This is a genomic window from Sanguibacter suaedae (assembly GCF_016342785.1).
GTDB lineage: Bacteria > Actinomycetota > Actinomycetes > Actinomycetales > Cellulomonadaceae > Sanguibacter > Sanguibacter suaedae.
Window position 1 is genome coordinate 25,233 of sequence record NZ_JAEINH010000005.1, and the last position, 20,504, is coordinate 45,736.

At 69.5% G+C, this 20,504-nt stretch carries 18 protein-coding genes; 10 read left to right on the plus strand and 8 right to left on the minus strand.

All coding sequences use genetic code 11. From position 1 onward, the window contains the following. The first annotated feature begins 48 nt into the window (after positions 1-48). Together JAV76_RS07395 and JAV76_RS07400 are read left to right on the plus strand one after the other, a co-directional pair. On the plus strand, positions 49-1,359 hold the full coding sequence (locus JAV76_RS07395) for an aminotransferase-like domain-containing protein (RefSeq protein WP_372403302.1): 1,311 nt from the start codon (positions 49-51) through the stop codon (positions 1,357-1,359). Next, positions 1,356-2,306 carry a D-alanine--D-alanine ligase family protein gene (locus JAV76_RS07400; protein ID WP_198733407.1) on the plus strand — a complete coding sequence of 317 codons (951 nt, stop codon included), beginning with the start codon at positions 1,356-1,358 and terminating at the stop codon, positions 2,304-2,306. The genes JAV76_RS07395 and JAV76_RS07400 overlap by 4 nt, the downstream gene beginning before the upstream one ends. Positions 2,307-2,336: 30 nt before the next feature. Here JAV76_RS07400 and JAV76_RS07405 read toward each other — a convergent pair whose 3' ends face one another. The 8 genes from JAV76_RS07405 to rpmH all read right to left on the minus strand — a co-directional run bounded on the left by JAV76_RS07405 (position 2,337) and on the right by rpmH (position 8,154). Continuing rightward, entirely contained in the window at positions 2,337-3,518 is a 1,182-nt protein-coding gene (locus tag JAV76_RS07405) for a ParB/RepB/Spo0J family partition protein (protein ID WP_198733408.1), read from the minus strand. 55 nt (positions 3,519-3,573) lie between these two features. After that, positions 3,574-4,602 carry an AAA family ATPase gene (locus tag JAV76_RS07410; RefSeq protein ID WP_230402028.1) on the minus strand — a complete coding sequence of 343 codons (1,029 nt, stop codon included), beginning with the start codon at positions 4,600-4,602 and terminating at the stop codon, positions 3,574-3,576. 218 nt (positions 4,603-4,820) lie between these two features. Then, positions 4,821-5,453 (minus strand): 16S rRNA (guanine(527)-N(7))-methyltransferase RsmG, encoded by a 633-nt coding sequence (gene rsmG, locus JAV76_RS07415; protein ID WP_198733409.1) that lies wholly within the window; start codon positions 5,451-5,453, stop codon positions 4,821-4,823. Between the two features lie 83 nt (positions 5,454-5,536). Then, the gene (locus JAV76_RS07420) at positions 5,537-6,067 is read right to left on the minus strand and encodes a Jag family protein (protein ID WP_198733410.1); all 531 of its coding nucleotides are present in this window, start codon (positions 6,065-6,067) and stop codon (positions 5,537-5,539) included. A gap of 35 nt (positions 6,068-6,102) precedes the next feature. Next, positions 6,103-7,299 carry a membrane protein insertase YidC gene (gene yidC, locus JAV76_RS07425; protein ID WP_198733411.1) on the minus strand — a complete coding sequence of 399 codons (1,197 nt, stop codon included), beginning with the start codon at positions 7,297-7,299 and terminating at the stop codon, positions 6,103-6,105. 64 nt (positions 7,300-7,363) lie between these two features. Continuing rightward, the gene (gene yidD, locus JAV76_RS07430) at positions 7,364-7,645 is read right to left on the minus strand and encodes a membrane protein insertion efficiency factor YidD (protein ID WP_198733412.1); all 282 of its coding nucleotides are present in this window, start codon (positions 7,643-7,645) and stop codon (positions 7,364-7,366) included. Next, complete coding sequence (gene rnpA / locus JAV76_RS07435; protein WP_230402017.1) at positions 7,642-7,989, minus strand: ribonuclease P protein component; 348 nt, start codon at positions 7,987-7,989, stop codon at positions 7,642-7,644. The genes yidD and rnpA overlap by 4 nt, the downstream gene beginning before the upstream one ends. A gap of 27 nt (positions 7,990-8,016) precedes the next feature. Continuing rightward, on the minus strand, positions 8,017-8,154 hold the full coding sequence (gene rpmH / locus JAV76_RS07440) for a 50S ribosomal protein L34 (protein ID WP_013885212.1): 138 nt from the start codon (positions 8,152-8,154) through the stop codon (positions 8,017-8,019). Between the two features lie 434 nt (positions 8,155-8,588). Between rpmH and dnaA the strand changes: the two genes are divergently transcribed. The 8 genes from dnaA to JAV76_RS07480 all read left to right on the plus strand — a co-directional run bounded on the left by dnaA (position 8,589) and on the right by JAV76_RS07480 (position 20,415). Next, positions 8,589-10,064, plus strand: a complete 1,476-nt coding sequence (dnaA, locus tag JAV76_RS07445) for a chromosomal replication initiator protein DnaA (RefSeq protein ID WP_198733414.1) — start codon at positions 8,589-8,591, stop codon at positions 10,062-10,064. A 593-nt stretch (positions 10,065-10,657) separates the two neighbouring features. Next, entirely contained in the window at positions 10,658-11,788 is a 1,131-nt protein-coding gene (gene dnaN / locus JAV76_RS07450) for a DNA polymerase III subunit beta (protein ID WP_198733415.1), read from the plus strand. A 12-nt stretch (positions 11,789-11,800) separates the two neighbouring features. Beyond that, the gene (gene gnd / locus JAV76_RS07455; RefSeq protein WP_198733416.1) at positions 11,801-12,697 is read left to right on the plus strand and encodes a phosphogluconate dehydrogenase (NAD(+)-dependent, decarboxylating); all 897 of its coding nucleotides are present in this window, start codon (positions 11,801-11,803) and stop codon (positions 12,695-12,697) included. A gap of 87 nt (positions 12,698-12,784) precedes the next feature. Beyond that, on the plus strand, positions 12,785-14,014 hold the full coding sequence (gene recF, locus JAV76_RS07460; protein ID WP_198733417.1) for a DNA replication/repair protein RecF: 1,230 nt from the start codon (positions 12,785-12,787) through the stop codon (positions 14,012-14,014). Next, positions 14,004-14,609 carry a DciA family protein gene (locus tag JAV76_RS07465; RefSeq protein WP_307844072.1) on the plus strand — a complete coding sequence of 202 codons (606 nt, stop codon included), beginning with the start codon at positions 14,004-14,006 and terminating at the stop codon, positions 14,607-14,609. The genes recF and JAV76_RS07465 overlap by 11 nt, the downstream gene beginning before the upstream one ends. Positions 14,610-14,896: 287 nt before the next feature. After that, on the plus strand, positions 14,897-16,897 hold the full coding sequence (gene gyrB, locus JAV76_RS07470) for a DNA topoisomerase (ATP-hydrolyzing) subunit B (protein WP_307844073.1): 2,001 nt from the start codon (positions 14,897-14,899) through the stop codon (positions 16,895-16,897). A 78-nt stretch (positions 16,898-16,975) separates the two neighbouring features. Next, the gene (gyrA, locus tag JAV76_RS07475) at positions 16,976-19,630 is read left to right on the plus strand and encodes a DNA gyrase subunit A (RefSeq protein WP_372403310.1); all 2,655 of its coding nucleotides are present in this window, start codon (positions 16,976-16,978) and stop codon (positions 19,628-19,630) included. Beyond that, a complete protein-coding gene (locus JAV76_RS07480) occupies positions 19,627-20,415 on the plus strand; it encodes a DUF3566 domain-containing protein (protein ID WP_198733419.1) in 789 nt (262 codons plus the stop codon). Before gyrA ends, JAV76_RS07480 begins: the two co-directional genes overlap by 4 nt. Positions 20,416-20,504: the final 89 nt, after the last annotated feature.

Sequence of the window (20,504 nt, forward strand, 5' to 3'; positions counted from 1 at the left end):
TCGCGGCCCCTCTCCTCCCGGAGAGGGGCCGCGTGCGAGACTACCCACGTGACCTCCACGACACCGCCGACCCCGGGAACACGCCTCGACCCCTGGTTCGGTGCCTACGCGCAGCGCGCCCACAACATGCGCGCCTCCGAGGTCCGCGCACTCTTCGCGGTCGTGAACCGCCCCGAGGTCGTGTCCCTCGCCGGGGGCATGCCGTACCTCGAGGGCCTCCCCCTCGACACCATCTCCGAGACGGTCCAGCGCGTCATCGCCACGCAGGGACTCTCCGCGCTGCAGTACGGGTCGGGGCAGGGCCACGAGGCCCTCCGCGAGCAGATCCTCGACGTCATGCACCTCGAGGGCATCGACGCCCACCCCGACGACGTGGTCGTCACCACCGGGTCTCAGCAGGCGCTCGACCTCGTCACGCGCATCTTCGTGGACCCGGGCGACGTCATCGTCGCCGAGGCACCCAGCTATGTCGGCGCCCTCGGCGTGTTCCGCTCCTACGAGGCGGACGTCGTGCACGTCCCGATGGACGAGGCAGGGCTGATCCCCGAGGCACTCGACGCGTGCCTCACCGAGCTCCGAGCCGCGGGCAGGCGCGTCAAGCTCCTGTACACGATCCCCACGTTCCACAACCCCGGCGGGGTGACACTCTCCCTCGAGCGCCGCGCCCGTGTGCTCGAGATCGCCCGCTCGCACGGCGTGCTCCTCGTGGAGGATAACCCCTACGGCCTCCTCGGGTTCTCCGGGGACCCGATCCCCGCCATCCGGTCGCTGGACGAGGACGGTGTCGTCTACCTCGGGTCGTTCTCCAAGACGTTCGCGCCCGGCTTCCGCGTCGGGTGGGTGGTCGCTCCCCACGCGGTCCGCGAGAAGCTCGTCCTCGCCTCCGAGTCCGCCATCCTCTGCCCGTCGAACGCGTCGCAGATGGCCATCTCCGCGTACCTGTCCACGAGCGACTGGAGAGCGCAGATCAAGGCCTTCCAGGTGATGTACCGCGAGCGGCGGGACGCGATGGTCTCCTCCCTCGCGGAGCACCTCCCCGACGCCACGTGGACGGTGCCCGACGGCGGCTTCTACACATGGGTACGTCTCCCCGAGGGCCTCGACTCGAAGTCGATGCTCCCCAGGGCCGTCACCGGGCGCGTAGCCTACGTGCCCGGGACGGCGTTCTTCGCCGACGGCACCGGCGCCGACCACGTGCGGCTCTCCTACTGCTACCCGACACCCGAACGTATCCGGGAGGGCGTCCGGCGCCTCGCCACCGTGGTCAACGCCGAGCGCGAGCTCGTCGAGATCTTCGGGACCAGACCAGCGCTCGACGACGTCTCGGACGTCGACAACCCAGGACCGGACCTCGCATGACACACACACCCAGGGTCGTCATCCTCTCCGGCGGGCTCTCCCACGAGCGCGACGTGTCGCTACGCTCGGGCCGTCGGGTCGCGGAGTCCCTCCGCGCCGCCGGTGCCGAGGTCACGGTGCACGACGTCGACGCGGACCTCATCCCGGCGCTGCGCGACATCCGACCCGACGTCGTCTGGCCCATCCTCCACGGCGCGAGCGGCGAGGACGGGTCCATCCGTGACGTCCTCGAGCTCGTCGGCTGCCGCTCCGTGGGCACCGGTCCCCGGGCGAGCCGTGTCGCGTGGAGCAAGCCTGTCGCGAAGTCCGTCGTGGCCCGCGCAGGCATCGCGACCCCCGACTACGTGACCCTCCCCCAGAGCCTCTTCCGCGAGCTCGGCGCCCAGGTAGTGCTCGAGTCCGCCGTCGAGCGCCTCGGGCTCCCTCTCGTGGTGAAGCCCTCACAGGGCGGGTCCGCACTGGGCGTGACGCTCGTGTCCACCATGGCCGAGCTCCCGCAGGCCATGGTCTCCTGCTTCGCCTACGGCGAGATCGCGCTCATCGAGCGGGCGATCCTCGGGACGGAGATCGCGACCTCCGTGGTCGAGACCGCCGACGGCCCCGTCGCCCTGCCGTCGGTGGAGATCGTCACAGACGGACCGTACGACTACGACGCACGGTACAACCCGGGGCGGACCGAGTACTTCTCACCGGCCCGTCTCACCGAGGAGCAGGCGGAGGCCGTCGCATCGACGGCCATCCGCGCGCACGCGGCCCTGGGCCTCCGTGGCCTCTCACGCACCGACATGATCCTCACGCCGGACGGCACGCCGACGTTCCTCGAGGTGAACGTCGCACCGGGGATGACGGAGACGTCCCTCTTCCCGCAGGCCGCGGTGGCGGGCGGTCATGCCCTCCCCGACCTCTACCTCTCGATCGTCGAGCACGCCCGGGCCGGCGGCGCCTGACCCGGGCCGGCCCGGCCGGCCCGGGCTACCTCAGCCCTTGAAGAGGCCCTGCTCCTCGGGGGCCATGACCGTGAGGATCCGGTTGAGGTCCTCCACGGAGGCGAACTCGACGGTGAGCTTGCCCTTCGTCTTCCCGAGATCGACCTTCACCCGCGTCTCGAAACGGTCAGAGAGTCGCACCGCGAGGTCGTCGATCGCCTGGACGCGTCCTCCGGCCCGCGGGCGGGCCTTCGGCTTCTTCTCCTCGAGCCCACCCATGGCGACGATCTCCTCCGTCGCACGGACGGACAGGCCCTCGGCGACGATCCGCTGAGCGAGGCGCTCGATCTCTGCGCCGTCCGAGAGCCCGAGGAGCGCGCGGGCGTGCCCGGCGGAGAGCACTCCCGCTGCCACACGGCGCTGGACGAGCGGCGGGAGTCGCAGGAGGCGAAGCGTGTTCGAGATCTGGGGCCGTGAGCGGGATATCCGCGACGCGAGCTCCTCGTGGGTGCAGCCGAAGTCGTCGAGGAGCTGCTGGTACGCGGCCGCCTCCTCGAGGGGGTTGAGGTCGCTCCGGTGGAGGTTCTCGAGGAGCGCGTCCCGGAGGAGGTCAGCGTCGTCCGTCTCCCGGATGATCGCGGGAATGGTGTCGAGCCCCGCGGCCTGGGTGGCGCGCCAGCGCCGCTCCCCCATGATGAGCTCGTAGCCGTCCGTCTCACGCGAAGGACGCACGACGATGGGCTGCAACACCCCGATCTCGCGGATCGAGCCGACGAGCTCGGCCAGGTCGTTCTCGTCGAACACCGTGCGCGGCTGCCGCGAGTTCGCGTGGATCGCGCTCACGTCGATGTCCGCGAAGCTCGCACCGGGCACCGGCACCAGCTCGTCCGACGGCACGTCGCCCGTGGCCGCCTCGTACGTTTCACGTGAAACGGAGTCGATCCGGATCTCCGTGCGCGGCTTCTCCGGGCGTCCACGGTGCGCACGCATACCGGCGACAGCGGCAGCGATGCTCCTCTGCGACCCGTCGCCCTGGCCGGGAGCGGTGACCGTCGCGACGACCTGGTCGCCGTCGTGAGACGAGTCCGCGACCCCTTCGTCACCACTCTCCGCCCGCACCTGCGCAGTCGGCTGCGCACCCGGGAAGAAGACGTCCACCGGACGCCCGCCCTCGGCGGTCGTGGGGATCAGGGCACCGAGGCCTCGGCCCAGGCCGCGACGCTTCTCGCTCACAGTGTGTCCTCTCGGTGCCCGCGCGGATGGTCCGCCGTCATTGTGCCACCCACGGTCACGCGGAGACGTCTTCTCGTCCACCGGCGCGTTCCGACAATTCACGCGCCGCCTCCCGGTATGCCAACGCCCCGGTAGAGCTCGGCTCGTAGGAGATCACGGTCTGGCCGTGGCTCGGGGCCTCGGAGACGCGGACAGACCTCGGGACGCTCGTCTGCAGCGTCTCCGCCGCGAAGTGCTCACGCACCTCCGACGCGACCTGCTGGGCGAGGTTGGTCCGCGAGTCGTACATGGTGAGGAGGATCGTCGAGACGTGCAGATCCGGGTTGAGGTGAGCCTGGATGAGCTGGATCGTCTTGAGGAGCTGGCTCAACCCTTCGAGCGCGTAGTACTCGCACTGGATGGGGATGAGCACCTCACGACCCGTGACGAAGGCGTTCACCGTGAGCAGGCCCAAGCTGGGAGGGCAGTCGACGAACACGTAGTCGATGCGCGGCAGCCCTTCCTCATCACGCTGGGCAAGGTACTCGTCGAGGGAACGGCGCAGCCGTGTTTCACGTGAAACGAGCGACACGAGCTCGATCTCCGCGCCGGACAGGTCGATCGTCGCGGGAACACAGAAGAGGGTCGGGAAGTCCGGGCACTGCTGGACGGTCTCCGCCATGGGGGCACCCTCGACCAGCACCTCGTACACCGACGGGACACCGGCTCGATGATCGATACCCAGCGCGGTCGACGCGTTCCCTTGCGGGTCGTTGTCGATGACGAGCACGTTGAGGCCCCCTTGCGCGAGGCTCGCCGCCAGGTTCACGGTCGTGGTCGTCTTCCCGACTCCACCCTTCTGGTTCGCGACCGTGATGATCCGTGTCTCGCGAGGGCGTGCGAAGCGATGCCCCTGGAGGGACACCCTGCGCCGCGTGTCCTCGAGGAGCTGCGCCGCGAGGGGGGTCGTCTCGTCGTCGGGTGGCAGACTCTCGAGGATCTCGCGGACGTGCGCGTCCCTCACCCACACGGGATCGATGCCCTGCGCCGACGGGGCATCGGGGGTCGGGTCGAGCGCATCCTGGGGTCGGTGGTCGGGTGCCATCGTCACGCGACTGTCCTCCACACTGTCGTCCTTCCGGTCGTGAGGACGGTCCGCGCGGGGGCATCGCCCTTCCGGCGCGCCGTGACTCCGTCCTGCCACCCACACTACTGGCCGGACCGGCGTTCCCGTACTCCCGGCACCCCGGTCAGGAGCTCCCGAGAGCGACGTTTCACGTGGAACAGCAGGCCTACGCCGTCTCGAACCACCTCATCAGGTACTCACGCCTTGCCGCGTCGGGACCGCAGGACTGTCGTCGGCTCCACACCGTCGATGGTGGTCGCCTCGAGGACCTCCGGTTCGCTCATCCCGTACTTCCTCAGGACCTTCCGTGCCGGTGGGATCTCGTCACGGACGTTCTTCCCCTTGAGGACCACGAGCTCCCCGCCCTTCTCGAGGAGAGGGAGGGACCATCGTGCGAGCTTGTCGAGTGCTGCGACGGCCCTGGACGTCACCACATCGACGGTGAAGGCGCCGTGGAACTCCTCCGCCCTCCCCCGCCGGACGTCCACGTTGGACAGCTCCAGCGCTTCCCGCATCTCCGTGAGCCACAGGCATCGTCGCTCCATGGGCTCGATGAGGATCACCTCCAGCTCGGGTCGCACAGCGGCCACCACGAGTCCGGGGAGCCCGGCTCCGGAACCGATGTCCGCGACCGAACCCGAGCTCGGGAGGAACGGGAGGAGGGCCGCCGAGTTGAGGATGTGGCGGGACCAGATCCTGTCGATCTCCCGAGGGCCGATGAGCCCTCGGAGCTCTCCCTGGGTCTCCAGCTCGCTGGCGAACCGGGCGACGACGTCGTAGCTGGACCCGAAGAACGTGTGCAGGGCGTCGCGGTCGAGGTTCGCGTCCACGGTGCTTCCTCTCTATACGGACGCTGCGGCCGTGTTCCACGTGGAACACGGCCGCAGCGGTGCGATGATCTGACCGATCCGGATCAGGCGGAGGCCGGACCGACCTCGATGTAGCGGTTCGGGTCGACCCCGAAGGACTCAGACGTCAGGCCCGCTGCCGTGACAACGTCGTGCACGACCTTCCGCTCGAAGGCGTTCAGCGGATCGAGAGCGACCTTCTCTCCTGTGGACCGGACGGTCTCGATGGTCTCGTTGGCGAGTGCCGTGAGCTCGACACGACGCCCGGCCCGGTATCCGGCGACGTCGAGCATGAGGCGACTGCGCTCCCCCGTCCTCGTCTGGACCGCGAGACGCGTGAGCTCCTGCAGCGCATCGAGGACCTCACCGTCCTTGCCCACGAGGTGCTTCAGCGAGGACTGGTCGTCCGCGACGACCTCCACCGCTGCACGGCCGTGGTCGACGTCGATGTCGATGTCCCCGTCGAGGTCGGCGATGTCCAGCAGCTCCTCGAGGTAGTCCGCGGCGACCTCGCCCTCTTCCTCGAGGAGCGACGACGAGTCGCGGACGTCCGTCTCGGGCACGGAGTCAGGTGAAGCGGTCACGGTGCTCTCCATTCACGTGTCTTGCTCAGGGTGCTCATCCGCCCGCGTCAGCGCTTGTTGCGCTTCGCCTTCGACGCTCCGGGCGTGGTGGGACCGGTCTTCCCGGCAGGTCCTGCAGGCTTGGCCGGCGTGGTTCCGGGGGCCGACTTCTTCCTCTTCCCGGACGTCGCCGTCCCCGTGGCCTTCGCAGGCTGCGACGTCGCTCCCGTCTCCTGCTCGCCGGCGAAGGGGGCCGCGGCCTGCGGGTCGGTGACTGCGGACTCCGACGCACCGGCTCCGGGCGCGAGGTCACCCGGGCCACGCTTCCCGCGCTGGCGGTCCTTGCGCTTGGGCTGCTGACGCTGGCCACGCGGCTGGACGATGACCGTCGGCGTGGTGTCCTCGATGACGATGCCCTTCCGGGCCGCCTTGCGGGCCTTGCGCTCGTTGAGCTTCTTCTCCGCCTCGGAGCCGGGGGCCGGCATCTTGCGGATCGTGTAGAACTGCTGGCCCATGGACCACAGGTTGGTGGTCGTCCAGTAGATGAGCACACCGATCGGGAAGTTCACGCCGGACACCGCCATGATCACGGGCAGCATGTAGAGCATGATCTTCTGCGTCTGCATCATCGGGCCCTCGAGGGCCGACTGCGGCATGTTCTTCATCGTCAGCTGACGCTGAGTGAGGAACTGGGTTGCCGACATGAGGACGATGAGCAGGGCCGCGACGAGCTTCGTCTCGAGGTTCGTGGGCTCGTGGAGGAAGGTCGAGGACAGCGGTGCACCGAAGAGGGTGGACGACTCGGCCGCCTTCGCGACGGCCTGGTCCATCGGGCCGATCGGCGAGACGGTGCCGTTCCCGATGTCGTCGAGCTGGTTGAGCACCCGGAACAGGGCGAAGAACACGGGTGCCTGGAGGAGGACCGGCAGGCAGGAGGAGAACGGGTTGGTGCCGTGCTTCTTGTAGAGCGCCATGGTCTCGCGGCTCATGGCCTCGCGGGACGCCGGGTCCTTCTTGTTCTTGTACTTCTTCTGGATCGCCTGGAGCTCCGGCTGGATGATCTGCAGCCCGCGCGACGCCTTGATCTGCTTGAAGAACAGCGGGATCATCACGGTACGGATGACGATCACGAGGCCGACGATCGCGAGGATCCACGCGACGCCCGCGCCGTCGGGCAGCCCGAGGAACGTGAAGAACTTGTGGCAGAGATACATGATCCATGCCACGACCCACTCGATCGGGTAGAGGATCCGGAAGAGGTCCATCGGCTGCGGCTCCTAGAGCATGAGCGTCGTACACGAACCGCCGGAGCACCCTCCGGCGGGAAAGCTATGGTCTGGGATCGTCGCGCCGGGCGCGCGCTCCACCCACAGGAGGAACGTCGTCGACTCCCCCGTCGTTCCACGGGTTGCACCGGAGCACCCGCCACGTGGCGAGCGCCGAGCCCCGGACCGCTCCGTGCGTCTCGAGCGCGGTGACCGCGTAGGAGGAGCACGACGGGTAGAACCGGCACCGCGGTCCGGAGAGCGGGGAGACGTACTTCTGGTACCCGCGCACCGCGCCCCGCAACGCTCTCGCGACCGGGGCCCTGCGCTGCGACGCCTCGCTCATCGCCCGACCGGACGGGGCGTGCGGCGCTTCTTCTGCGCACGCGCCAGGCACGACGAGAAGTCGGACTCGAGCGTCGTGTAGGAGGCGGAGGCGGAGGCCGGCAGGGATCGCACGACGACGAGGGTTCCCGGTGCGAGCTCCGTGAGGTGCTCGGCGACCACGGCTCTCATCCGACGCTTCACGACGTTCCTGACGACGGCGTTGCCCACGGCCTTGGAGACAACAAAACCGACCGATGGCGCATCCTCGTCACCGAGCGCGTCGGCGACATGGACGACCATGGTCGATTTTCCTGTGCGCACACCGCCGCGCACCGCCCGGTCGAAGTCACCGGGACGGCGCATGCGATGCGCCGCGGGAAGCACCGATGCTCAGGCAGAGAGCTCGGAACGACCCTTGCGGCGACGCGCGGCGAGGATCGCACGGCCTGCACGGGTGCGCATGCGCAGCCGGAAGCCGTGGGTCTTCGCGCGACGCCGGTTGTTCGGCTGGAAGGTCCGCTTGCTCACGAGGTACTCCAAAAACGTCGGGGAAGCACGTCCACGATGGCCGCACTGAACGTCACTCCGTGTCCAACGCCCTGAGGGCATGCAGAAGCGACGGGAATGGCTGTGAAACGGTACGTGGCGACGGGCCCTCAGGTCAAGCCGGGCCGGATGCGGCGTGGCGGACGCCGTGTCCTGTGGACGTCGCGGTCGGCCTGTGGACCCCCGGGACGACAGCCCGGGACCCGCGGTCACCGTCTGCTCGTCGCTGACGTGCGGACCTGTCCCGGAAGCGGGCCGACCCGCTTCCCCACAGGCTGTGGAAAACTGTGTGGACGAGGGGCCCGCGTGCGAGACTCGGACACCTCCGGCGCCCACGGGCCCACGTCCACGCCGGCCGACGAGGCCGTCCCACCGCGCACGAGAACACCGCGCACCAGAACCCTCAGGAAGTCCACGTGGCACACCAAGACGACACCATCGGCGCGATCTGGAAGCAGGCCCTCGCCGAGCTCGAGGCGAGCCCGGACATCACGCCCCGTCAGCTGGCCTTCGTCAAGCTCGCCAAGCCCCTCGGCCTCTTCGACGGCACCGTCATCATCGCCGTCGCCAACGACCACACGCGGGACTACCTCGAGACGCGCGTGCGCGCCGAGGTCGTGCAGGCACTCTCCAACGCCCTCGGCCGCGACGCCCGCTTCGCGATCACGGTCGACCCGGAGCTCGGGTTCGACGCGGACGCCGCGACCAGCCCCGTCGTCGCTCCCCCGGTCCCGGACGAGAAGCCCGTCCGCGAGGACCTCACCGCACGCCACGACGAGGACGACATCGACGAGCGTCCCCGCCGACGCGGTCCGCTCGGCTCGCACACGGTCTCCGCCGCGCGGACGCCGGTGGAGCCGGCCCGCCTCAACCCCAAGTACCTCTTCGAGACGTTCGTCATCGGTTCCTCCAACCGGTTCGCCCACGCGGCGGCGGTCGCTGTCGCCGAGGCTCCCGCCAAGGCCTACAACCCGCTCTTCATCTACGGGGACTCCGGGTTGGGCAAGACCCACCTCCTCCACGCCATCGGGCACTACGCGTACAACCTCTACCCCGGGGTCCGCGTGAAGTACGTGAGCTCGGAAGAGTTCACCAACGACTTCATCAACTCGATCCGCGACGAGAAGGCCGGTGCCTTCCAGCGCCGCTACCGCGAGGTCGACTTCCTCCTCATCGACGACATCCAGTTCCTCCAGGGCAAGGAGCAGACGGTCGAGGAGTTCTTCCACACCTTCAACACGCTGCACAACGCCAACAAGCAGGTGGTCATCACGTCCGACCTGCCGCCCAAGCAGCTCAACGGGTTCGAGGACCGGCTGAGGTCCCGCTTCGAGTGGGGCCTCATCACGGACGTCCAGCCGCCGGACCTCGAGACCCGTATCGCCATCCTGCGCAAGAAGGCCAGCGGTGAGCGGCTCGCCGCACCCGACGACGTCCTCGAGTACATCGCGTCGAAGATCTCGTCGAACATCCGCGAGCTCGAGGGCGCGCTCATCCGGGTGACGGCGTTCGCCAACCTCAACCGGCAGCACGTGGACCTCGCCCTCGCGGAGATCGTCCTCAAGGACCTCATCACCGACGACGACGCGTCCCAGATCACGGCGGGCAGCGTCATCGCCCAGACGGCGGCCTACTTCGGCCTGACGATCGACGACCTGTGCGGCAGCTCCCGGTCGCGTGTCCTGGTGACGGCCCGGCAGATCGCGATGTACCTGTGCCGCGAGCTCACCGACCTCTCGCTCCCCAAGATCGGGCAGCAGTTCGGCGGACGCGACCACACGACCGTCATGCACGCGAACCGCAAGATCACGGAGCAGATGGCCGAGCGGCGCTCGACGTTCAACCAGGTCACAGAGCTCACCAGCCGCATCAAACAGCAGCACAGAGGCTGAATCCACAGGGATGCCCACGCCTGTGGACGGATGTGGACAGGGTGAATACCCACACCTGTGCACAGACCTGTGGACGACGGTGGACGACACCCCTCAAACCTGTGGACCGAGACCATGCAAACGGTGGACGAACTCTGGGGAAAATCTCGTCGTCCACCGAGCCCCTAGTTCGTCCACAGCGCGTCCCCCGCTGACCACACAGGCGAAAACTCGCTCTGACCAGCGGAAACACCTGTTTTCCACAGGATCCACAGGTGCTACTACAACTACTACTCATCTCTCATAGGGGAATCCACACACCTTCATCACGGCTCCGAGCGGACGTCCGACCGTGCTGCGGGGGCTCACCGACCACACGGGCCAGGGACACACCACGACGACGGTCGCTCCGTCTGCCGCCGCTCGCGTAGGGTTCAACCACACCGTGACGGCCAGAGACCTCTCCCGCCCTGCACCGTGGCCTGCACCTGCTGCCACGGAAGACCGGCTCCCACAGCCTGCGCTCGTCGGCCTCTCGCTAGTACGGTGCTCGTGCGGGCACGCCCCGCACCGACAGTCATGTGCCGCACGGCACACCCAGGAAAGGGTGAGGGATGAAGTTCCGGGTTGAGCGTGACGTTCTTGCGGAAGCTGTGACGTGGACGGCTCGCACCCTCCCAGCACGCCCTCCGGCCCCGGTGCTCGCAGGTATCCGCATCGACGCGACGAGCGACGGGGTCCTCGGGCTCGCGAGCTTCGACTACGAGGTCTCCGCACGGTCCGAGATCCCGGCCGAGGTCACGGAGCCCGGCACCGTCCTCGTGTCCGGCCGGCTGCTCGCCGAGATCTCCCGGTCCCTGCCCGCCAAGCCCGTCGACTTCAGCGTCGAGGGCAGCAGGGTGTCCGTCGTGTGCGGCGCGAGCCGCTTCACGCTCCTCACCATGCCCGTCGAGGACTACCCGGCTCTCCCCACGATGCCCGAGATCGCCGGCACCGTCTCCGGCGACGAGCTCACCCACGCCGTCGCCCAGGTGACCGTCGCGGCGAGCCGCGACGACACCCTCCCGCTCCTCACAGGCGTCCGCGTCGAGATCGAGGGCGAGAAGGTCACCCTCCTCGCCACGGACCGCTACCGGCTCGCCCTGCGGGAGATGACGTGGCGCCCGTCGTCCCCGGACATCTCCACCGTGGCGCTGGTGCGCGCGCGCACGCTCTCGGACGTCGCCAAGTCCCTCGGAGGGTCGAGCGACGTGAACGTCGCCCTCGGGACGGGGACGGGCGTCGACCTCGTCGGTTTCGAGGCCGGCGGTCGGCACACGACCTCGCTGCTCGTCGACGGTGACTACCCGCACGTCCGGCGTCTCTTCCCGGACGAGACCCCCATCCACGCCGTCGTCGCTCGTCAGGGCCTCATCGACGCCGCCAAGCGTGTCGCGCTCGTCGCCGAGCGCAACACCTCGATCCGGCTCTCGTTCTCCGAGGGGCAGGTCGTGCTCGACGCAGGGCAGGGCGACGACGCCCAGGCCTCCGAGGCGCTCGAGTCGACCCTCGTGGGCGAGGACATCTCGGTGGCCTTCAACCCGCAGTTCCTCCTCGACGGTCTCGCGGCCATGGGGACGGACTTCGTCCGCCTGAGCTTCACGCACCCGAACAAGCCGGTGGAGTTCACCGGACAGGACACCCTGGACGGGGAGGACAGCTCCCGCTACCGGTACCTGCTCGTCCCCATCCGTTTCGCCAGCTGACAGGAGGACCCCATGCGTATCGGACTCGTCGGGCTCGGGAAGATGGGCGCGAACATGCGCTCCAGGCTGCGTGCACGGGGCGTCGAGGTGGTCGGGTACGACCGCAACCCCGACGTGACCGACGTGGCGTCGCTGGCGGACCTCGTCGCGGAGCTGCCCGCCGGGGAGCGCCTCGTGTGGGTCATGGTTCCGGCAGGCGACGTGACCCGGGCGGTCCTCGACGAGCTCGCGGGTCTGATGACCGCGGGCGACGCCGTGATCGAGGGCGGGAACTCCCACTACGTCGAGGACGGGGTGCGAGCGGCGGCCCTGGCCGAGCACGGCATCGGGTATCTCGACGCCGGCGTCTCCGGCGGCATCTGGGGTCTGGACAACGGGTACGGCCTCATGGTCGGTGGTGACGCGGAGCTCGTCGCGCGGGCGATGCCGGTGTTCGACGCGTTGCGACCCGACGGACCGCGGGACGAGGGCTTCGTCCACGCCGGGGCGGTCGGGGCGGGGCACTTCGCGAAGATGGTGCACAACGGGATCGAGTACGGCCTCATGCAGGCGTACGCGGAGGGGTACGAGCTCCTCGAGGCGAAGGACATCGTCACCGACGTGCCGGGGACCCTCAAGGCGTGGTCGCGCGGCACGGTGGTGCGGTCGTGGCTCCTCGACCTCCTGGTGAAGGCTCTCGAGGAGGACCCCTCCCTCGCGGAGATCAGCGACTGGGTCGACGACTCCGGCGAGGGTCGGTGGACCGTCGACGAGGCGATCGACTCCGCGGTGCCGCTCCCGGTGATCTCGGCGGCGCTCTTCGCGCGCTTCGCCTCCCGGCAGGGTGCCTCGCCCGCCATGAAGGCGGTGTCCGCGTTGCGCAACCAGTTCGGTGGGCACGCCACGAGGCCGGCTGCGTCCGAGGGCTGAGCCTCGGGCGTCGCCCGGGGCGATGTTCCACGTGAAACACCGACCGCCGGGCCGCTCCCCGCGGGAGACCGACGACCAGGAGGGCTGATGCACGTCTCTCACCTCTCCCTCCTCGACTTCCGCTCCTACGCGCAGGTCGACGTCGAGTTCGAGCCCGGGATCAACGCGCTCGTCGGACCCAACGGGCAGGGGAAGACGAACCTCGTCGAGGCCGTCGGCTACGTCGCCACGCTCGGCAGCCACCGCGTCTCCACCGACGCGGCGCTGATCCGTGCCGGTGCTCCGCGGGCGGTCGTCCGGTCGCGGATCGTCCGTGGTGACCGGGCGAGCGTCGTCGAGATCGAGATCACCGCGGGGAAGGCGAACCGGGCACGGATCAACCGCTCCCCCGCTCAGCGTCCCCGCGACGTCCTGGGCATCGCCCGGACCGTCCTCTTCGCCCCGGAGGACCTCGTCCTCGTGAAGGGCGACCCCGACGCCCGGCGTCGCTTCCTCGACGAGCTCACCGTCCTCCTCGTCCCTCGCATGGCGGGTGTGCTCTCCGACTACGACCGCGTCCTGCGTCAGCGCAGCGCCCTGCTCAAGTCCGCCGGGGCGGCCCGTCGCTCGTCCGCAGGGCCGGACCTCCGCACGCTCGACGTCTGGGACGCGAAGCTCGCGCAGGTCGGGGCGCAGATCGTCGCGCTCCGCGAGAGCCTCGTCGCCGAGCTGCTCCCCCACGTCGCCCTCGCCTACGAGCAGGTGAGTGCAGGCCAGGGCGAGGCGCACGTCGCGTATCGCTCGTCGCTCGCCGGCGTGCTCGCCGACGGGGCCGACCCGGCGGAAGGTCCCGACGCTCCTGCCTCCGCTGCGACCGGATCGCGCGCGGACGCCCTGGAGGCGCAGATGCTCGAGGCGCTCGCGCTGGTCCGGGCCAAGGAGCTCGAGCGCGGGGTGTGCCTGGTGGGCCCCCACAGGGACGACGTGGTGCTCACCCTGGGCGGCCTCCCCGCGAAGGGGTACGCGAGCCACGGGGAGTCGTGGTCGTTCGCGCTCGCGCTGCGGCTCGCGTCCTGGCGGCTCCTGACCGAGGGACCGTCCGCGGGGTCGAGCGCCGAGGCCATGTGGTTCGCGGAGTCGGGGGACGACGCCGAGCCCGTGCTCATCCTCGACGACGTCTTCGCCGAGCTCGACTCGCGGCGCCGCTCGCGCCTCGCGGACCTCGTGGCAGGCGCGGGTCAGGTGCTCATCACGGCGGCGGTGGCCGAGGACGTTCCGGAGCAGCTCGTCGGTGTGCGGATAGACGTCGGTGGAGGGAGCGCGACCCGTGCGCGGTGACGAGGACCGTAGGGACGAGGTCGAGGAACCAGGGGTGGAGCCCGACGACGGGACGGTCACGGCGCCCGTGCGGGACGGCCGACCCGTCGGCGAGATCGTCGACCTCACCCCGCCCGCGGAGGTCGCCCGCGAGGCGCTCAACCGTGCGCGGGCGGCGGCTCGGGCGAAAGGGCTCTACCCGGGGAAGCAGCAGCGCCGGATCCTCGCCGAACCTCCGCGGACCGGCCCTGGCCGCGACGGTCGTGACCCCAAGCTCTTCGCGGAGACGCTCGCGGCGCTGCTCCGCCAGAGGGGCTGGGTCCAGGAGGTGTCCGTGGGCGGGGTGATCGGCCGGTGGCGCGAGGTGGTGGGGGACGACATCGCGGACCACTGCACGCCCGAGACGTTCGAGGACCACGTGCTCGTCGTCCGCGCCGACTCGACGGCGTGGGCGACGCAGATCCGTCTGCTCGTGCCGCGACTCCTCGATCTCATGGCGACGGAGGTCGGTGTCGACGTCGTGCAGACCATCACCGTCCTGGGGCCGGCGGGCACCGGCTTCAAGCAGGGACGACGCTCGGTCAAGGGGCGAGGGGCGCGCGACACGTACGGGTGACCGACCTCGACGGCAGCTCGACGTCCGAGACATATCCATACCTGTGGGTACACCTGTGGAAATCTCGTGTCAGGGCCCGGCGATCCGCGACCTTCCGGTAGACTCGGGAGGTCATTCCGGCCGCTCGACGCGCTCGGAAAAGAGCGGTCGTGCCGCGGACGCCGCAGGTGGGGAGCAGTCCTCCCGGGTGCCGTGCCCATGTGGCCGCAGGAGGACTAGGAGCACCACCCAACGTGGCAGAACTCAACACAACCGCTGATCCAGCGCCGACCGCGAGCGTCGGTCAGGTGAACGGCGGAAGTTACGACGCCAGCGCCATCACGGTCCTCGAAGGTCTCGAAGCGGTGCGCAAGCGCCCGGGCATGTACATCGGCTCGACCGGTGAGCGCGGTCTTCACCACCTCGTGTACGAGGTTGTGGACAACTCTGTGGACGAGGCCCTCGCCGGGCACTGCGACCACATCGAGGTGACCCTCCTCGCCGACGGTGGCGTGCGGGTCGTGGACAACGGTCGAGGCATCCCCGTCGCGGTCCACCCGACCGAGGGCCGGCCCACCGTCGAGGTCGTCATGACCATCCTCCACGCCGGCGGGAAGTTCGGCGGCTCCGGGTACGCGGTCTCCGGTGGTCTGCACGGTGTCGGCATCTCCGTGGTCAACGCGCTCTCGAGCCGCGTCGAGACCGAGGTCCGCCGCGACGGGCACGTGTGGAACCAGTCGTTCGCGAACGGCGGCAAGCCGGTGGGCGAGCTCCGTCAGGGCGAGGCCACCGACGAGACCGGCACCACGCAGACCTTCTGGGCCGACCCCTCGATCTTCGAGACCACGACGTTCGACTTCGAGACCCTGCGCGCCCGCTTCCAGCAGATGGCGTTCCTCAACAAGGGCCTGCAGATCTCCCTCACCGACGAGCGGCCGGACCACGAGGCCACCGTCGACGAGGTCGCGGGCGAGGAGGGCGCCGACGAGGCTGCCGCCGCCGCGCCCCGCACGGTGACGTACCGGTACGACGCCGGTCTCCTCGACTACGTCGCGCACCTGAACTCCGCGAAGAAGCTCGAGGTGGTGCACCCCGAGATCATCGCGTTCGAGTCCGAGGACACCGACCGGCGCATCTCGCTCGAGGTCGCCATGCAGTGGACCAACGCCTACTCCGAGTCCGTGCACACGTACGCGAACACGATCTCCACGACCGAGGGCGGCACGCACGAGGAGGGTTTCCGGGCGGCGATGACGTCCCTGGTCAACCGCTACGCGCGCGCGAAGTCGATCCTCAAGGAGAAGGACGACAACCTCACGGGCGACGACATCCGCGAGGGACTCACCGCCGTCATCTCGATCAAGCTCGGCGAGCCCCAGTTCGAGGGGCAGACCAAGACGAAGCTCGGCAACACCGAGGCCAAGGCCTTCGTGCAGTCCGTCGTCAACGACCAGCTGGGCGACTGGCTCGACGCCCACCCGGTCGAGGCCAAGGAGATCATCCGCAAGGCCATCCAGGCGTCGCAGGCGCGCCTCGCCGCGCGCAAGGCGCGCGAGGCCACCCGCCGCAAGGGGCTCCTCGACTCGGGTGCCATGCCGGGCAAGCTCCGTGACTGCCAGTCGAACAAGCCGGAGGAGTGCGAGGTCTACATCGTCGAGGGTGACTCGGCAGGGGGTTCCGCGGTGCGCGGGCGCAACCCCCGCACCCAGGCGATCCTCCCCATCCGGGGGAAGATCCTCAACGTGGAGCGTGCGCGCCTCGACAAGGCCCTGGGCAACCAGGAGGTCCAGGCCCTCATCACGGCCTTCGGGACGGGCATCGGCGAGGACTTCGACATCGAGCGGCTCAGGTACCACAAGATCGTGCTCATGGCCGACGCCGACGTCGACGGCCAGCACATCTGCACGCTGCTCCTCACGCTGCTCTTCCGGTACATGAAGCCCCTCATCGAGCACGGCATGGTGTACCTCGCGCAGCCCCCGCTGTACCGCATCAAGTGGACCAACGCGGACCACGACTACGTCTACTCCGACCGGGAGCGCGACGCCCTCCTCGTGAGCGGTCAGGCAGCCGGCAAGCGGATCCCCAAGGACAACGGGATCCAGCGGTACAAGGGTCTCGGCGAGATGGACTACTCCGAGCTGTGGGACACGACCATGGACCCGGACAACCGGACCCTGCTGCAGGTCACCCTCGACGACGCCGCCGCCGCCGACGAGATCTTCTCCGTCCTCATGGGCGAGGACGTCGAGTCCCGACGCAACTTCATCCAGCGCAACGCCAAGGACGTGAGGTTCCTGGACATCTAGCGGACCGCGGGCACAGCCCGCCCCCGACCAGGCCAGGGACCCCCGACGGCGGACGCGCCGGACACAAGCGAGGTAGACGTGACAGACGACCAGACCCCCGAGACACCCGAGACGCCGGCGAAGCCCGCGTGGACGGGTGCCGTCATCGAGCACGGCCGCATCGAGCGCGTCGACCTCCAGCTCGAGATGCAGCGCTCCTACCTCGACTACGCCATGAGCGTCATCGTGGGTCGCGCGCTGCCCGAGGTACGGGACGGCCTCAAGCCCGTCCACAGGCGCGTCCTGTACGCGATGTACGACGGCGGGTACCGCCCGGACCGCGCGTTCTCCAAGTGCAGCCGCGTGGTCGGCGACGTCATGGGCAAGTACCACCCGCACGGTGACACGGCCATCTACGACGCGCTCGTGCGCCTGGTCCAGGACTGGTCCCTGCGCTACCCGCTGGCTGCAGGGCAGGGCAACTTCGGGTCGCCGGGCAACGACCCCGCCGCGGCGCCGCGATACACCGAGACCCGCATGGCGCCCATCGCCATGGAGATGGTCCGGGACATCGACAAGGACACCGTCGACTTCCAGGACAACTACGACGGGCGCACCCAGGAGCCGTCGGTCCTGCCGGCCCGCTTCCCTAACCTCCTCGTCAACGGGTCCGCGGGCATCGCGGTGGGCATGGCGACGAACATCCCGCCGCACAACCTCCGCGAGGTCGCCGAGGGCGTCCAGTGGTACCTCGACAACCCGGACGCGTCGCGCGAGGAGCTCCTCGAGGCGCTCCTGACGCGCATCAAGGGCCCTGACTTCCCCACGGGTGCCACGATCCTCGGGCACCGGGGCATCGAGGAGGCCTACCGCACGGGCCGCGGGTCCATCACGATGCGCGCGGTGGTCAACGTCGAGGAGATCCAGAACCGGATCTGCCTGGTGGTCACCGAGCTCCCGTACCAGGTGAACCCCGACAACCTCGCCGAGAAGATCGCGAACCTCGTCAAGGAGGGGCGCATGCAGGGCATCGCGGACCTCCGCGACGAGACGTCGGGCCGCACGGGTCAGCGCCTCGTCATCGTCCTCAAGCGCGACGCGGTCGCGAAGGTCGTCCTCAACAACCTCTACAAGCACACGCAGCTGCAGGACACGTTCGGCGCGAACATGCTGGCTCTCGTCGACGGTGTGCCGCGCACGTTGAGCATCGACGCGTTCGTCCGTCACTGGGCCGTGCACCAGATGGACGTCATCGTCCGACGGACCGCGTACATGCTCCGTGAGGCCGAGGCGAAGATCCACATCTTCCGCGGGTACCTCAAGGCCCTCGACGCGCTCGACGAGGTCATCGCGCTCATCCGCCGCTCCCCCGACGCCGACCAGGCGCGTCGCGGCCTCATGGAGCTCCTCCACATCGACGAGCTCCAGGCCACCGCGATCCTCAACATGCAGCTGCGCCGCCTGGCAGCCCTGCAGCGCCAGGAGATCATCGACGAGCACGACAAGCTCGAGCGGGAGATCCTCGAGTACCAGGACATCCTCGCCAAGCCGGAGCGGCAGCGGCAGATCGTGTCCGACGAGCTCAGCGACATCGTCGCGCGCTACGGCGACGAGCGGCGCACGACCATCCTGCCGTTCGACGGTGAGGTCTCCATGGAGGACCTCATCGCCGAGGAGGAGGTCGTCGTCACGATCACCCGCGGCGGGTACGTCAAGCGCACACGCAGCGACAGCTACCGCGCGCAGAAGCGCGGCGGGAAGGGCGTGCGCGGGGCCCAGCTGCGCGAGGACGACATCGTCGACCACTTCTTCGTGACGACGACGCACCACTGGCTGGCGTTCTTCACGAACCTCGGCCGCGTCTACCGGGCCAAGGCGTACGAGCTCCCCGAGGGTGGCCGGGACGCCAAGGGGCAGCACGTCGCGAACCTTCTGGCCTTCCAGCCGGGCGAGCGCATCGCGCAGGTCCTCGCGTTCCGCGACTACGAGGCGGCCGAGTACCTCGTCCTCGCGACGCGTCGCGGCCTCGTGAAGAAGACGCGCCTGAGCGAGTACGACTCCAACCGCAGCGGCGGGGTCATCGCGATCAACCTCCGTGAGGACACCGACGGGGCGACCGACGAGCTCGTCTCCGCACGGCTCGCGGACGCGACCGACGACCTCATCCTCGTGTCCCGCAAGGGCCAGTCCATCCGCTTCACGGCGAGCGACGACGCGATGCGCCCCCTCGGGCGCGCCACGTCGGGCGTCACGGGCATGAAGTTCCGTGAGGACGACGAGCTCCTCGCGATGGACGTGGTCCGCGACGACGCCGCGCTCTTCGTGGTCACCGAGGGTGGGTTCGCCAAGCGCACCCGCATCGGCGAGTACCGCGTCCAGGGGCGCGGCGGGCTCGGGATCAAGGTGGCCAACCTCGTCGAGGCGCGCGGTGACCTCGTCGGCGCGCTCGTCACGGACGAGGAGGACGAGGTCCTCGTGATCATGGAGCGCGGCAAGATCGTGCGGTCCGCGGTCGCCGAGGTGAACCTCACGGGGCGCACGACGCAGGGCGTGACCTTCGCGAAGCCGGACAAGAACGACAGGATCATCGCCGTGGCGCGTAACGTGGAGCGCAACCTCGGTGACGACGCGGTGCTGGAGACCGACCAGGACGCCGCCGAGGAGGACGTCACCCTGCAGGGGGACGTGGTGGACCCCGCGCTCGGGGACAATGACGTGAACGTCGACGGAGCAGAAGCCGAGGAGAACGCATGAGCCGTGACACGACGGAGAAGCCCAAGGCTGCCTCCTCCACGGGGGGATCGACCCCCAAGGCGTCCCCCGCCCCGGCGTCGGGCCCTGCCTCCAAGAGCGCTCCGGCGTCCAAGGGGGCGGCCGGCAAGGGAGCTGCGCCGAAGGGCGCAGCCCCGAAGGGTGCCTCCGCGAGCAAGCCTGCTCCGGCGAAGGCGTCCCCGGCCGTCCCTCCGCCGCCCGTGCCGCGCCCGGAGAAGGACGAACCCGTGACACCGCCGACCGGGACGCCGGCCGTCAAGCCGCCCGCGGGCGGCTCGACCGAGGCTCCCCCGACCATCACACCGGCCTCGGGACGGGTGCCGCGCACGGGTTCGCCTGCGGCCGCCGGCCCGACCGCTGGTGCGGCGGCCGGGGCAGCGGCAGGGGCCGCGGCGTCGTCCCCCGGCCCGCGCCGGGTGCGTCTGGCCGTGTCCCGCGTGGACCCGTGGTCGGTGATGAAGCTCGCGTTCCTGCTGTCCATCGCGATCGGCATCATGATCGTCGTCGCGAGCGTCGTCTTCTGGCTCGTCCTCGACGGTCTGCACGTGTTCACCGAGGTGAACGACACGGTCGTGGAGATCTTCGGCGACACCAACCAGGTGGACATCCTCCAGTTCGTCGAGCTCAAGCGCGTGGCGTCCCTCGCGACGATCATCGCCGTCGTGGACGTCGTGCTCCTCACCGCGCTGTCGACCATCGGGGCGTTCCTCTACAACGTCGTCGCGGCGCTCGTGGGTGGCATCCACCTCACGCTCACGGACGAGTGATCGACACCTTCTCGCAGGACCGTGCCCCGCACAGGTCCGTCCGGCCCGTCGGTTTGGGCGCGGGCGGATCTGTGGGGTAAGGTCAAGCG

Excerpts from the sequence above, each read along its gene's own strand:
- JAV76_RS07400 (WP_198733407.1), top strand. The coding sequence starts at position 1,356 with ATGACACACACACCCAGGGTCGTCATCCTCTCCGGCGGGCTCTCCCAC.
- JAV76_RS07410 (WP_230402028.1), bottom strand. The coding sequence starts at position 4,602 with ATGGCACCCGACCACCGACCCCAGGATGCGCTCGACCCGACCCCCGAT.
- JAV76_RS07420 (WP_198733410.1), bottom strand. The coding sequence starts at position 6,067 with ATGGAGAGCACCGTGACCGCTTCACCTGACTCCGTGCCCGAGACGGAC.
- yidC (WP_198733411.1), bottom strand. The coding sequence starts at position 7,299 with ATGGACCTCTTCCGGATCCTCTACCCGATCGAGTGGGTCGTGGCATGG.
- yidD (WP_198733412.1), bottom strand. The coding sequence starts at position 7,645 with ATGAGCGAGGCGTCGCAGCGCAGGGCCCCGGTCGCGAGAGCGTTGCGG.
- rnpA (WP_230402017.1), bottom strand. The coding sequence starts at position 7,989 with ATGCGCCGTCCCGGTGACTTCGACCGGGCGGTGCGCGGCGGTGTGCGC.
- dnaN (WP_198733415.1), top strand. The coding sequence starts at position 10,658 with ATGAAGTTCCGGGTTGAGCGTGACGTTCTTGCGGAAGCTGTGACGTGG.
- gnd (WP_198733416.1), top strand. The coding sequence starts at position 11,801 with ATGCGTATCGGACTCGTCGGGCTCGGGAAGATGGGCGCGAACATGCGC.
- recF (WP_198733417.1), top strand. The coding sequence starts at position 12,785 with ATGCACGTCTCTCACCTCTCCCTCCTCGACTTCCGCTCCTACGCGCAG.
- JAV76_RS07480 (WP_198733419.1), top strand. The coding sequence starts at position 19,627 with ATGAGCCGTGACACGACGGAGAAGCCCAAGGCTGCCTCCTCCACGGGG.